General features: G+C 62.1%; 12 protein-coding genes. All 12 read left to right on the forward strand.

Annotation, left to right across the window (positions count from 1 at the left end; all coding sequences use genetic code 11):
* The first annotated feature begins 39 nt into the window (after nucleotides 1-39).
* Nucleotides 40-546 (forward strand): acetolactate synthase small subunit, encoded by a 507-nt coding sequence (gene ilvN, locus QGV55_RS07565; protein WP_281017443.1) that lies wholly within the window; start codon nucleotides 40-42, stop codon nucleotides 544-546.
* Nucleotides 547-655: 109 nt separating this feature from the next.
* A complete protein-coding gene (ilvC, locus tag QGV55_RS07570) occupies nucleotides 656-1,675 on the forward strand; it encodes a ketol-acid reductoisomerase (protein ID WP_281017442.1) in 1,020 nt (339 codons plus the stop codon).
* 507 nt (nucleotides 1,676-2,182) lie between these two features.
* Nucleotides 2,183-3,235 carry a methyltransferase gene (locus tag QGV55_RS07575; RefSeq protein WP_281017441.1) on the forward strand — a complete coding sequence of 351 codons (1,053 nt, stop codon included), beginning with the start codon at nucleotides 2,183-2,185 and terminating at the stop codon, nucleotides 3,233-3,235.
* A gap of 92 nt (nucleotides 3,236-3,327) precedes the next feature.
* Nucleotides 3,328-3,801, forward strand: coding sequence for a nuclear transport factor 2 family protein (locus QGV55_RS07580; RefSeq protein ID WP_281017440.1), 474 nt, complete (start codon nucleotides 3,328-3,330; stop codon nucleotides 3,799-3,801).
* Nucleotides 3,802-4,433: 632 nt separating this feature from the next.
* A complete protein-coding gene (locus QGV55_RS07585) occupies nucleotides 4,434-4,787 on the forward strand; it encodes a hypothetical protein (RefSeq protein WP_281017439.1) in 354 nt (117 codons plus the stop codon).
* A gap of 351 nt (nucleotides 4,788-5,138) precedes the next feature.
* Complete coding sequence (locus QGV55_RS07590) at nucleotides 5,139-6,278, forward strand: DUF1611 domain-containing protein (protein ID WP_281017438.1); 1,140 nt, start codon at nucleotides 5,139-5,141, stop codon at nucleotides 6,276-6,278.
* Entirely contained in the window at nucleotides 6,275-7,396 is a 1,122-nt protein-coding gene (locus tag QGV55_RS07595) for an alanine/ornithine racemase family PLP-dependent enzyme (protein WP_281017436.1), read from the forward strand. Before QGV55_RS07590 ends, QGV55_RS07595 begins: the two co-directional genes overlap by 4 nt.
* A gap of 351 nt (nucleotides 7,397-7,747) precedes the next feature.
* Nucleotides 7,748-8,665 (forward strand): DMT family transporter, encoded by a 918-nt coding sequence (locus QGV55_RS07600; RefSeq protein WP_281017435.1) that lies wholly within the window; start codon nucleotides 7,748-7,750, stop codon nucleotides 8,663-8,665.
* 123 nt (nucleotides 8,666-8,788) lie between these two features.
* On the forward strand, nucleotides 8,789-9,517 hold the full coding sequence (locus tag QGV55_RS07605) for an alpha/beta hydrolase (RefSeq protein ID WP_281017434.1): 729 nt from the start codon (nucleotides 8,789-8,791) through the stop codon (nucleotides 9,515-9,517).
* Between the two features lie 97 nt (nucleotides 9,518-9,614).
* Nucleotides 9,615-10,454, forward strand: a complete 840-nt coding sequence (locus QGV55_RS07610) for a MipA/OmpV family protein (RefSeq protein ID WP_281017433.1) — start codon at nucleotides 9,615-9,617, stop codon at nucleotides 10,452-10,454.
* Nucleotides 10,455-10,642: 188 nt separating this feature from the next.
* Nucleotides 10,643-10,933 carry a co-chaperone GroES gene (gene groES, locus QGV55_RS07615; protein WP_281017432.1) on the forward strand — a complete coding sequence of 97 codons (291 nt, stop codon included), beginning with the start codon at nucleotides 10,643-10,645 and terminating at the stop codon, nucleotides 10,931-10,933.
* A 91-nt stretch (nucleotides 10,934-11,024) separates the two neighbouring features.
* Nucleotides 11,025-12,677 (forward strand): chaperonin GroEL, encoded by a 1,653-nt coding sequence (gene groL / locus QGV55_RS07620; RefSeq protein WP_281017431.1) that lies wholly within the window; start codon nucleotides 11,025-11,027, stop codon nucleotides 12,675-12,677.
* Nucleotides 12,678-12,749 lie beyond the last annotated feature (72 nt).

Consider the following 12,749-nt stretch of genomic DNA (forward strand, 5'->3'; position numbering starts at 1 on the left):
GCCGGACAGGTAATCGCCTTCGCCACACCGTGAAGCGACATGCAAGACACCATAGAACGTCACACGATATCCGCCGTGGTCGACAATGAGTCCGGCGTCCTGGCCCGGGTCATCGGCCTGTTTTCCGGTCGTGGCTACAACATCGACAGCCTGACGGTGTCGGAGGTCGATCGCGACAACGGGATTTCCCGCATCAACATCGTCACCACCGGCACGCCGATGATCATCGAGCAGATCAAGGCACAGCTCGACCGGCTGGTGCCGGTGCACCGGGTTGCCGACCTGACCGTGCAGGGACCGCATATCGAGCGGGAGCTGGCGCTGCTGAAGGTGCGCAACTCCGGTGAGAAGCGGGTGGAGGCCCTGCGAATCGCCGACATCTTCCGCGCCCGTGCCGTCGATGCGACCGACCGCAGCTTCGTCTTCGAGATCACCGGCTCCGCCTCCAAGATCGACGCCTTTGCCGACCTGATGCGGCCTCTGGGACTGGTGGACATGAGCCGCACCGGCGTCGCCGCCATCAGCCGTGGCCCGGACGAAATCTGAGGAATCAACCGCGCGCGCTGGCGCGCCCCGCGAAATACGGCGTTGCGCCAGGGCCGCACTTGCGGCACAGCAGCGCCCATGAACCGAGACCCTGAGGAGGACCTGAACAATGCGTGTTTACTACGACCGTGATGCGGACGTGAACCTGATCAAGGCGAAGAACGTCCTGGTCGTTGGCTACGGCAGCCAGGGCCATGCCCATGCCATGAACCTGCGCGACTCCGGTGCGAAGAATGTTCGCATTGCGCTGCGCGAAGGCTCCGGCAGCCGCCCGAAGGCGGAAGGGGCCGGCTTTGATGTGATGGATCCGGCTTCCGGTGCCGCCTGGGCCGATGTGGTCATGGTGCTGACCCCGGACGAGCTGCAGGGTGATCTCTACCGTGATGACCTGGGTCCGAACATGCAGGAAGGTGCCGCGATCTGCTTCGCGCACGGCCTGAACATCCACTTCAACCTGATCGAGCCGCGCGCCGATCTGGACGTCTTCATGATCGCGCCGAAGGGTCCGGGCCATACCGTGCGCTCCGAGTACCAGCGTGGCGGCGGTGTGCCCTGCCTGGTCGCCGTGCATCAGGACGCCTCCGGCAATGCGCTGGAAGTGGCCCTGTCCTATGCCAGCGCCATCGGCGGTGGTCGTGCGGGCGTCATCGAGACCACGTTCCAGGAAGAGTGCGAGACCGACCTGTTCGGTGAGCAGGTTGTCCTCTGCGGTGGTCTGGTCGAGCTGATCCGTGCCGGTTTCGAAACCCTGGTCGAGGCCGGTTACGCGCCGGAAATGGCCTATTTCGAGTGCCTGCACGAAGTGAAGCTGATCGTCGACCTGATCTACGAGGGCGGCATCGCCAACATGAACTACTCCATCTCCAACACGGCGGAGTACGGCGAGTATGTCACCGGCCCGCGCATCGTGACCTCCGAGACCAAGGCGGAAATGAAGCGTGTCCTGGACGACATCCAGTCGGGCAAGTTCACCCGCAACTGGATGCTTGAGAACAAGGTCAGCCAGACCTCCTTCAAGGCCACCCGCGCCCGCAACGCTGCGCACCCGATCGAGGAAGTCGGCGGCAAGCTGCGCGCCATGATGCCCTGGATCTCCGAGAAGGCCCTGGTGGACAAGGCAAAGAACTGATCCGCGCGATCGGTTGTGCCTGACCCGGCAGCCGGGTCAGGACCGGGACGAGAGAGGGGCCGTCCGCAGGAAACTGCGGGCGGCCTTTCTCATGTGGGAGGAAATCCTGCGGAGATGCTTCTGCTGCCTTGATGAATGCCAGTTGCATGGGAGGATTGCAGGGCCGGAAAGGCTGCGGTGGCGAGCTTTGCATCTTGCTTGAACAGTAGAAAATTGTGAAATCCGTCTGATTGTGCGGAGAATTTTTCTTTATGAAATATTGCTGAATTAATATTGCAAATTATCAAGAAACAATAATGAAAAATAAACATCAATAAAATAATATTTGTAATGAATTGTCTTGAATAAATGGACCTGTTGAAATGAATTGTGGTAGTATCAATCAAAAGTATTGATGTTTGCCGAACGATTCCCGTTATCCGGGTTTTTCTATCATCTGGCGTATGTTGCACTGCAAACCAATCTGACTATGCTGTTCGCACCAGCAAAATCAGTAGGAGTTCGGACATGACCGTGCATGCGAGCGATGTGGCAGCGGAGAGCGCACAATGTGTGGAAACCGCCGAAGAACTTTCGACCATCGCTTTCAGCTTCATGGCGTCCAAGGCTCTCTTCGCAGGGCTGCACATCGACCTCTTCACGGAGTTGACGGGGGAACCCAGGACGCCGGAGGAGCTCGCCAGGGCCACTGGCGTACCCGTGAACAGGATCGTCATGCTGACCACGGCGCTAGCGAGCATCGGCATCCTGACCTGGGCTGACGACCGGCGTCTGCAGAACTCCCCGGCGGCGGAAAATTTCCTGTCGAAACATTCGAAGTACGATTTCGGTGACTACCTGCGCTACCAGATCGACCAGCAGATGTACCCGTTCCTGCTGCAGTTGAACGCGGTGATGAAGGACGACCTGTCGGACGATGCCATCGCGTCCTACCGTCACTGGATGGCGGATGAGGAGCAGGCGTCGGTCTATTCCGAGAGCCAGCATGCCGGCTCGCTCGGTCCGGGGCGCACGCTGGCGCGACTGGTGGATCTGTCCGGCGCGACCAGCCTGCTGGACGTCGGCGGCGGCACCGGGGCCATGACGATCAGCCTGTGCAAGGCCTACACGGACCTGCACTCGACCATCATCGACTTCCCGAACGTGGCGGAGATCGGCTGGCGCTTCATTGCGGAGGCCGATCTGGTTGACCGCGTCCGCTACATCCCGGGCAATGCGGTGGAGGTCGCCTGGCCGGGCGATCAGGATGCCATCCTGATGTCCTACCTGTTGAGTGGTGTTCCGGGTGACGCGGTCGCGACCCTGCTGGAGAAGGCCTATGCCGCGCTGGCACCCGGTGGCAAGCTGCTGATCCATGATTTCATGGTGGAGGAAGACCGCTCCGGCCCGGCCCTGGCGGCGCTCTGGCAGCTCCAGCACATGGCATTCACGCCGGAGGCGCGCTCACTGTCCGTGGGCTGGCTGATCGCGAAGGGCCGCGAGATCGGCTTCGGGACCGACGGCGGGCAAAGCCTCATTCCCGCCATGACCAAGCTGGTCGTCCTCGAGAAGCCTGCATGAGCCGCAACATGGTGAAGTTCTGTCCCGAACCATCAGGGGGATCCCGCGCCATGAAATGGCTGTAGTCTGTACGGACTATTGGGGAGGACACCATGACAGACACTGAACTCAGGACCATCGCTGACCGTTTCGCGATCAGCGATGTGATGCATCGCTATGCGACGGCGATCGACATGAAGGATCTGGGGCTGCTGGAGCAGGTCTTCGACGAGACTGTGGAAAGCGACTTCACGACCCTTGGCGGCAAGCCATGGTCGGGCGCGCGGGCGGACTGGATCGAGATCATGCGCGGGACAGTCGGGGGGCTGACCTCGACGCAGCATCTGACCGGCAACCATGTCCACCGCATCGATGGGGACCGGGCGCATCTGACGGCCTACCTGCAGGCGATGCACCATCTGTCCGGCGCGCGGGGGGAACCGGACTATCTGATCGGCGGCTATTACGACGTCGACCTGATTCGCCGTGCAGAGGGCTGGCGGATCAGCCGCTACAGCCTGACGGTGACCTGGCAGCGTGGCGACCGGGACGTGCTGCGGCAGGCGGCGCGACGCTTGAAGGGCTGACCGCCGGGAGAATGCGGCGGTATTGCGCTCCGGACGCAGCCGTGAACTGACTTGTGCGGTGAGGGGGAGGCAAACCGGTTCCGGTCTGCCGATCCCTGATCGTGGTCAGGTAGGGTAGGAACCTGGCATCGCGACAGATTCAACGGGTGTGAATGTCGCCCGGTTCCCGGAATCAGAGTGAGACCCTGGCACTTCCTGTTTCAATCCGGAAAATGGAAAAGAAAATAATGCTGAATTCCGTCGAAAAATATTGCCTGCCGGACCGATAATAAAAACATAGTGAAAAATCACTGACTTCCGCTTCTGCGAAATATCTGATGACATTTCAATGAATATCAAGTAGAAGAAGCATCTGCCGTGCAGTTGTTCGTGTGAAATCAAGCAATCTACATTGGCTGAATGGCGGGGCCATCGCTCACAGGTGATCGGGAATCCCGCCGGACGAAAATCTGCGAAATCGACCGTGTGACTGCAGGTACCGAGGCGGAATCCATGCCGTGTCGGGGCCGGTTCAGGCCGGGACTGTGCCCTGCGGGCCGGTCCGACCCTGATGAGGATGGACGCGGGCGCAGGTGAATTCGAACAGGATCAATCATAGCGCAGGCGGCGCTTCCCCCGCCGGAGGAACGACAGTGAATTTTCCCGTATGGACGAAACCCGGCATCTACGGCGCAATCGTGGGCGGTGTCATCGTCTCCATCGTGGGCTTTTCCGCGGGCGGCTGGATGACCGGCAGCAAGGCGAACGAGATGGCGCATTCGATGGCCGCTGACCAGGTCGTCGCCGCTCTGGTGCCGGTCTGTCACAATACGGCTGCTGCCGATCCGGATCGGGAAGCCAAGGTGCTGACCATCAGCCAGTCGGTCGGCTACAGCCGGTACAAGGCAGTGATGGAAGCTGGTTGGGCCACGCCTCCGGGAAGCGACTCACCTGATGTCAATCTGGCGCGTGCCTGCGTCGAAGGCCTGAATCTCGACGCGTCCTGAGATAGCGATGACCGATCAGCGTCGGGCGTGTGCAAGGCACGTCCGACGCCGGTCCTGCCGATCTCGGGGACACCAGTAGGCACAATTACGGCACCTGCCGTCGGGAGAACGAGACGCTTGTCGCGAAACGCGCAGGTCCGCACGTGAGCGTCGGACGTTGAGCGCGCACGCCGCGCCCGATGACCGCTGTCGGGCAGGAGTATTCGTGATTCTGAAGCCACGTCCCGATGTATCGGCGCGGGTGCACTTCCCCTCATCCTCCAGACCGCAGGATCCCAGGTGCGAGGGGTCCATCAGGGTCACCAAAAGTTTCGGTGGACCATCCCATTATGTTATCCAGAAGGACCACTCATGCAGACCCAACGCCCAGTCGATCTCGGACAAGCAAGCGACGTTCCGGCAGGATCAGCACCCACGGCAATCGTCTACTGCGAAGGAAATTTCGGGAAGATCGACGGCAAGACCGCCAATGGCCTTGTCCGGCATTCGGAAAAGTATCGCATTGTCTCGGTGATCGACAGTGATAACGACGGGCGTGACAGTGGTCAGATCCTTGGGCATCTCGCCAACCAGATCCCGGTCCACCGCGACCTCGGGTCGGCGCTGGGCGAGGAGGTACTGGTTCCCGACACCTTCATTTACGGCATGGCACCGGCCAACGGAAAGCTGTCGCCGAAGGATCGCGCCGTGGTGCTTGCGGCAATCACGCGGGGCATGAACATCGTCAGCGGTCTGCACGAGTATCTGGGCGACGATGACGAGATCGCCACCGCAGCACGTTCTCATGGCGTGGCCATCCGGGACGTCCGCAGGCCGCGCCCGGTCAAGGACATGCGTCTGTTCGACGGCAGCGTTGGCGACGTTGAGGCTATTCGCATTGCCGTGCTGGGCACGGATTGCGCAATCGGAAAGCGGACAACAGCGACCGTCCTCTCCGATGCCCTGAACGACCACGGCATCCGCACCGTGGTGGTGGGAACGGGCCAGACGGGTCTGATGCAGGGCGCGCGCTACGGCGTCGCGCTGGACGCCGTGCCGCCACAATATTGTTGCGGAGAACTGGAGCGGGCAGTTGTCGCCGCCTCGGTCAACGAGCGGCCGGACGTTATCCTGATCGAGGGCCAGGGCGCGTTGAGCCACCCGGCCTTCTGCACATCCGCGTTCATCCTTCGCGGCAGCCAGCCGCAGGCGGTCATCCTGCAGCATGCTCCCCGACGCGCCCATCGCTGTGACTTTCCGACGATGCCGATGCCCGACCCACGTGACGAGATCGCCCTGATCGAGGCGTTCTCCGATACCAGAGTGATCGGCATGACGATCAATCACGAGGATATGACCGACAGCGATATCGGGTCAGCCATCATCAGCTACCAGAGTGAACTGTGCATTCCCGTGACCGATGCGTTGAGCCGCCCCGCGATGGAACTCGCGGAGATGGTGCTGTCGGCATTTCCGGAACTGCGCACTGCGCCCGCCATGGCCATGGCATGACGGCACCGCGCATCGAGATCGAATTGGGAAAGATCCAGTACAACACACGTCACATCGTCACACAGTTGCGTGCACACGGCATCGGGGTGACAGGCGTGACCAAGGCTGTCTGCGGTCACCCTGCCGTTGCCAGGGCCATGCTGGACGGGGGCGCCACCGGATTGGCTGAGTCACGGATCACCAATGTCGTGCGGTTGCTCGGCGCGGGCATGACGTGTCCCATTGCGATGATCCGGACACCGATGAAGAGTCAGGCCGAGCTGGTCAGCCAAGATTGTGTCACCAGCTACAACACCGAAATCGAGGTCGTCATGTGCCTTGCTGCGGCTGCGCGCAAGACGGGAAAGATTCACGGTATCGTACTGATGGTCGAGATGGGCGACATGCGCGAGGGGATCATGTCGGCCGACCTGACAGCGTTCGCCCGGGATGTGCTTGCCACGACCGGTGTTTCCCTAAAGGGCATTGGCGCGAACTTCGCCTGCCTCGGTGGTGTCGCGCCTGACGCCGTCACGATGGCGCGTTTCTCGGCCATCGCAACGGACATCGAAGGCGCGACGGGATGCAAGCTGGACACTGTTTCCGGCGGCAATTCGGCCAACCTGCCGTGGGCCCTTGCAAGTCGCGAACTGTCACGGGTCAATGATCTGCGGTTGGGCGAAGCAATCCTTCTTGGCGTTGACCCCCTTTCAGGTATCCGTATCGATGGACTCCACACCGACGCCTTCACGCTGATTGCGGAGGTGATCGAGTCCAAGGTCAAGGCGACTTCGGGATCGCTTGCCGTTGCGGATCCTGCTTGGCGGGGACTTCGTCTGGTGCCGGACAATGACCATTGTCCCCGATCACTGCTTGCGATCGGGCAGCAGGATACCGATGTGACAGGACTCGAAATGCCGGAGGGAGTGGCGTTTGTCGGGGCCACCAGTGACCACTTGGTCATCCGGGCAGTGAATTCCGCTTTGAGCGTCGGCAGCGAAGTGAGTTTCCAGATGAACTACGGTGCCCTGATGCGCGCGATGAATTCACCCGACATCACCAAGGTCGTTCGACACGACTGGCCCTTCACGTCCGCCCCTTCCTCAAGTTATCGAAACCAGTGTCTGGAGACTGCATGATACGCCATACCGGCAAAGAACCTGAAGTTTTCGGGGGCCACGCGCCCCTGCCACGCGCCAATGCCGACGTCGCGAAGACACGATCCTGCCTGCGCTGTCAGGAGAAGTTCGACAGTTCGGGCTTCGGAGAACGCATCTGTCGTCGCTGCAAGTCGACTTCGAGCTGGCGCGACGGCAATCCGGGGCCGTCCGGCAGGCGCTAGCTTCGTCCCGTCCTGACGACGTGTCCCGCGCGCGCCACACCATGCCGCATGGGCCGCGCGGGTCGTCGGGGCAGGGGCAATTTTCTGCTTACCCGTCCGCCCGGCCCCGCTAGCATGTGGTCCCCAGACACGTGGCCGGCCCGCAGACATGCACGAACCTCCATCCGCCGACCGCAATGACCTCATGCTGAGGTTCGCGCCTGCACTGTTCGTGCTGCTCTGGAGCAGTGGCTTCATTGCCGCCAAGGCCGGACTCGCGGATGCGGAACCCCTGACATACCTCAGCCTGCGCTACTGGATCGTTGCGATCCTGATGGCGGGGCTGGCGCTGGCCATGCGGGCGCCCTGGCCACGGTCCCGGCGTGAGCTGGGGCACGTCATGATCGCCGGGGTGATGTTGCAGGCGATCTACTTCGCCGGATCCTGGCTGGCCCTCGGGCGAGGGGTCGGGGCTGGTACCGCGGCACTGATTGTCTGCCTGCAACCGGTCATCACCGCCGTACTCGCCGGACCTCTGCTGGGGGAGCGGGTTTCGCCGCGACAATGGCTGGGGCTCGCGCTGGGCCTGACCGGTGTCGGGCTGGTGGTCTCCCACAAGCTGGGGGCAGGCCTTGGCAGTGCCGAGGGTGTGGCCTGGGCGTTCCTGGGGCTGCTGGGCATTACCTTCGGCACGCTCTACCAGAAGAAGTTCTGCCGGACGATGGATCCGCGCAGCGGCACCGCTATCCAGTTCCTGGTCGCGGCGGTGCTGCTTACACCCATCGGTTGGCTGTTCGAGGATGGGACCATCAACTGGACGCCAACCTTCATCGCTTCCCTGGGCTATATCGTCGTCGTCATGTCGCTGTTCACCATGATCCTGCTCACCATGATGATCCAGCGCGGGGAAGCGTCGCGGGTGACCGGCTGGTTCTTTCTGGTGCCGCCCAGTGCGGCGCTTCTGGCCTGGATCATTCTCGACGAGCCCTTTGGCCCGGTTGCACTGGCAGGGATGGCAGTGGCGGCGGTGGGCGTCGCACTGGTCATGACATCGGGCCGTGCCACCGTCGGCAAGCTGGCCAACTGATCGTGTGCGGTCGGGGCCACCCTGCTGCGATCTTGCCAGCAACCGGACGATCCGACGATATTGCGGCTCCGGACAAACGCCCCCGCCGGGCAGCCTGAACGAAGAGACCGAGGAGGATCGGACATGCCCTTTCTGGAACGCGACGATGCCCGAATCTACTATGAGGTGCATGGGGTGGGGTTTCCCGTGCTGCTGCTGGCATCGGGCGGCATGCGCTCGTCCATACCCTATTGGGGCAAGGCGCCATGGGATGCGATCACGCGCCTGTCGCCGCACTATCAGGTCATTGCCATGGACCAGCGCCACGCCGGACAGTCGACCGCTCCGATCACGGCGGCGGATGGCTGGCAGACCTACACCGCGGATCAGGTGGCGCTGCTCGACCACCTGGGTGTGGACCGGTTCCATGCCGTCGGCATGTGCATCGGTGGCTCCTACATCATGGCGCTGGCGGATGCGGTGCCGCAGCGTCTGGCCTCCGGCGTGATGCTGCAACCCATCGGCTGCGCCGACAACCACCAGACCTTCCTCGACATGTTCGGTGACTGGGCGGAGGAGAAGCGGACGGAACAGCCTGATGTGAGTGACGTGGTCTGGACGGGGTTTCGCGACGCGATGTTCGGCAGTACGGATCTGCTGTTCAACAAGACGGAGGCGGACGTCGCGCGGTGCCGCATACCGCTGCTGGTGCTGATGGGGAAAGATGTCTACCACCCGGAATTCACCTCCCGGCGGATTGCCGAAATTGCCCCGAATGCGACGCTGATCGAGCAGTGGAAGGAACCGGAGCACATCGGTGCCGCTGATACGGCCATCCAGGCCTTTCTGGCTCGGAACAGCGGACAACATTGAATTTGCTGGTTTTTCGCCTTGCAGATCGCCTGGCATGCCCCATATCCGGGCCAGTCAGCGATACCCCCTTACGATACGCCATCAAACGGATAGCCAGATGACCAGACGAACCACACCGGTGGTATTGGCGCTTGCGCTCGCCGTTGCCGTTCCACAGATCGTGCGGGCGCAGGAGCAGGGCAATCCGGGTGAGGGGGAAAGCGACTGGCAGATCTCCGTTGGTGCGGGGGTGATCACCGGTCCCCTGTATCTCGGCGACGACGCCTATGCTGCCAGTGCGGTTCCGAATGTGAGGGTGACCTACAAGGATCTGTTCTTTGCCTCGCTGGGGGAGGGCGTTGGATACAATCTGATCAAATCCGGCGGGTGGCGCGTTGGTCCGGTTGCGAAGTACGACTTCGGACGTGAAGAGGATGGCGACCAGCCGCTGAGAATCGCGGGCGGCAGGACCAACGACCTTGTCGGGCTGGGCGATGTCGACGGGACGGTGGAACTCGGCGGCTTCGTCGAATATTCGGTCGGCAATGTCTCCGGCAAGCTGGAGCTGCGCCAGGGCATTGGCGGTCATGAAGGTCTGGTCGGAAATCTGGAGCTCCGCTACAGCAAGCCCTTCAGGCTGGGCCGCAGTGCGGTCTTCGTGTCCTTCGGGCCGCAGATGGCCTTCGCCGACTCGAATTACATGAGCACATATTTCGACGTGAATGCCGCCCAGTCGGCCGCCTCCGGCCTGACGCCATTCGATGCGGAAGGCGGTCTGCTTTCGTATGGTCTCGGGGGTGCTGTCATGTATCCGGTGACCCGGGATCTCTCCGTCACATGGTTTGCCGGGTATGATCGACTGGCAGGGGACGCCGCCGGTTCATCGCTCGTGCAGCAGCGCGGGTCTGCCGATCAGTTTGCTGGCGGCCTGTTCCTCACCTACACGTTCGGGATGTGACCACAGGCCGAACGTTGGAGACACGTTCCCGGGGCAGGCGAATTTGCACGGTGCGCGAATTTTTTCACCAAATCCGTTGACAGGAATGCCCGGGCTTCTTAAGTCCACACTGCTGTTAGCACTCAATCGATGTGAGTGCTAACGACACTCAGGACACACAGTATCCAATCCGAGGGAGGGTACAGACGATGGGCTTCAGGCCTCTGCACGACCGCGTGGTGGTTCGCCGCCTCGAATCAGAAGAGAAGACCGCTGGTGGGATCATCATCCCCGACACCGCCAAGGAAAAGCCGATGGAAGGCGAAGTCGTCTCCGTGGGCAATGGCGCGCGCAACGACAAGGGCGAAGTCGTTGCCCTGGACCTGAAGGCAGGCGATCGCGTCCTGTTCGGCAAGTGGTCCGGCACTGAGGTCAAGATCGACGGCGAAGAGCTGCTGATCATGAAGGAATCCGACATCATGGGTGTCATCGAGGGCTGATCCGGCTTCTCGCCGCTCTCCCCCGACACACAGGATGATCGCCGGCGCACCTACGGGTGAGCCGGCAACTTGAGACAAGGAGCAGGAACACATGGCTTCCAAGGACGTCAAATTCGGTACCGATGCGCGCGCCAAGATGCTGCGCGGCGTCGATATCCTGGCCGATGCGGTGAAGGTCACCCTCGGCCCCAAGGGTCGTAACGTCGTCATCGAGAAATCCTTCGGCTCGCCGCGCATCACCAAGGACGGTGTGACGGTTGCGAAGGAAATCGAGCTGAAGGACAAGTTCGAGAACATGGGCGCGCAGATGGTGCGCGAAGTGGCTTCCCGGACCAACGACGAAGCCGGTGACGGCACCACCACCGCGACCGTGCTGGCCCAGGCCATCGTGCGCGAGGGTCTGAAGTCGGTTGCCGCCGGCATGAACCCGATGGATCTGAAGCGCGGCGTCGACACGGCTGTTGCCGCTGTCGTGGCTGACCTGAAGACCCGCTCGACCTCGGTGACCTCCAACGATCAGGTCGCGCAGGTCGGCACCATCTCCGCCAATGGCGAGGCCGAGATCGGCCGCATCATTGCCGAGGCGATGGAGAAGGTCGGCAAGGAAGGCGTCATCACGGTTGAGGAGGCCAAGGGCCTGGAGACCGAGCTGGACGTCGTCGAAGGCATGCAGTTCGACCGCGGCTACCTGTCGCCGTACTTCGTGACCAACGCCGACAAGATGACCGTGGAGCTGGAGAAGCCCTACATCCTGCTGCACGAGAAGAAGCTGTCCAGCCTGCAGCCGATGCTGCCGATCCTGGAAGCCGTCGTTCAGTCCCAGCGTCCGCTGCTGATCATCGCAGAGGATGTCGAGGGCGAAGCGCTGGCCACCCTGGTCGTCAACAAGCTGCGTGGCGGCCTGAAGATCGCTGCCGTCAAGGCACCGGGCTTCGGCGATCGTCGCAAGGCCATGCTGGAAGACATCGCCATCCTGACCGGCGGCCAGGTGATCTCCGAAGATCTCGGCATCAAGCTCGAGACCATCACGCTGGAAATGCTGGGTCAGGCCGACAAGGTCCAGATCAACAAGGAAGACACCACCATCATCGATGGCTCCGGTGACAAGGACGACATCCAGGCACGCTGTGGCCAGATCCGTCGCCAGACCGAGGAGACCACCTCCGATTACGACCGTGAGAAGCTGCAGGAACGCCTGGCCAAGCTGGCCGGCGGTGTTGCCGTGATCAAGGTTGGCGGTGCGACCGAAGTCGAGGTGAAGGAGCGCAAGGATCGCGTTGACGACGCCCTGCACGCAACCCGCGCAGCCGTTGAAGAAGGCATCGTCCCCGGTGGCGGTACCGCCCTGCTGTACTCCGTCCGTGCCCTCGAAGGCCTGGAAGGCGACAATGCCGACCAGAAGGTCGGTATCGAGATCGTCCGCCGTGCGCTGCAGGCTCCGGCCCGCCAGATCGCGGAGAACTCCGGTGTCGATGGTGCCGTTGTGGCCGGCAAGCTGTTGGACCAGAACGACAACGACTTCGGCTTCAATGCCCAGTCGGAGAAGTACGAGAACCTGGTCAAGGCCGGTGTCATCGACCCGACCAAGGTTGTCCGTACCGCACTGCAGGACGCGGCCTCCATCGCCGGCCTGCTGATCACGACCGAAGCCATGGTCGCCGATCTGCCGGAAGACAAGGGCGGCGCCGGTGGCGGCGGCATGCCTGACATGGGCGGCATGGGTGGCATGGGCGGCATGATGTAATCATCCGTCCGGGACCATTCAGTCTCGACATGAAGGGGCCGCGTCCGGGAAACCGGGCGCGGCTCTTTTCTT

It is taken from the genome of Minwuia sp. IMCC3009 (assembly GCF_029909415.1).
Taxonomy (GTDB): domain Bacteria; phylum Pseudomonadota; class Alphaproteobacteria; order Minwuiales; family Minwuiaceae; genus Minwuia.

What these genes read in the sequence shown, in the direction of transcription:
- QGV55_RS07595 (WP_281017436.1), top strand. Translation starts at nt 6,275, where the DNA reads ATGACGGCACCGCGCATCGAGATCGAATTGGGAAAGATCCAGTACAAC.
- QGV55_RS07580 (WP_281017440.1), top strand. Translation starts at nt 3,328, where the DNA reads ATGACAGACACTGAACTCAGGACCATCGCTGACCGTTTCGCGATCAGC.
- groES (WP_281017432.1), top strand. Translation starts at nt 10,643, where the DNA reads ATGGGCTTCAGGCCTCTGCACGACCGCGTGGTGGTTCGCCGCCTCGAA.
- ilvN (WP_281017443.1), top strand. Translation starts at nt 40, where the DNA reads ATGCAAGACACCATAGAACGTCACACGATATCCGCCGTGGTCGACAAT.
- QGV55_RS07600 (WP_281017435.1), top strand. Translation starts at nt 7,748, where the DNA reads ATGCACGAACCTCCATCCGCCGACCGCAATGACCTCATGCTGAGGTTC.
- QGV55_RS07610 (WP_281017433.1), top strand. Translation starts at nt 9,615, where the DNA reads ATGACCAGACGAACCACACCGGTGGTATTGGCGCTTGCGCTCGCCGTT.
- QGV55_RS07605 (WP_281017434.1), top strand. Translation starts at nt 8,789, where the DNA reads ATGCCCTTTCTGGAACGCGACGATGCCCGAATCTACTATGAGGTGCAT.
- ilvC (WP_281017442.1), top strand. Translation starts at nt 656, where the DNA reads ATGCGTGTTTACTACGACCGTGATGCGGACGTGAACCTGATCAAGGCG.
- QGV55_RS07575 (WP_281017441.1), top strand. Translation starts at nt 2,183, where the DNA reads ATGACCGTGCATGCGAGCGATGTGGCAGCGGAGAGCGCACAATGTGTG.
- groL (WP_281017431.1), top strand. Translation starts at nt 11,025, where the DNA reads ATGGCTTCCAAGGACGTCAAATTCGGTACCGATGCGCGCGCCAAGATG.
- QGV55_RS07590 (WP_281017438.1), top strand. Translation starts at nt 5,139, where the DNA reads ATGCAGACCCAACGCCCAGTCGATCTCGGACAAGCAAGCGACGTTCCG.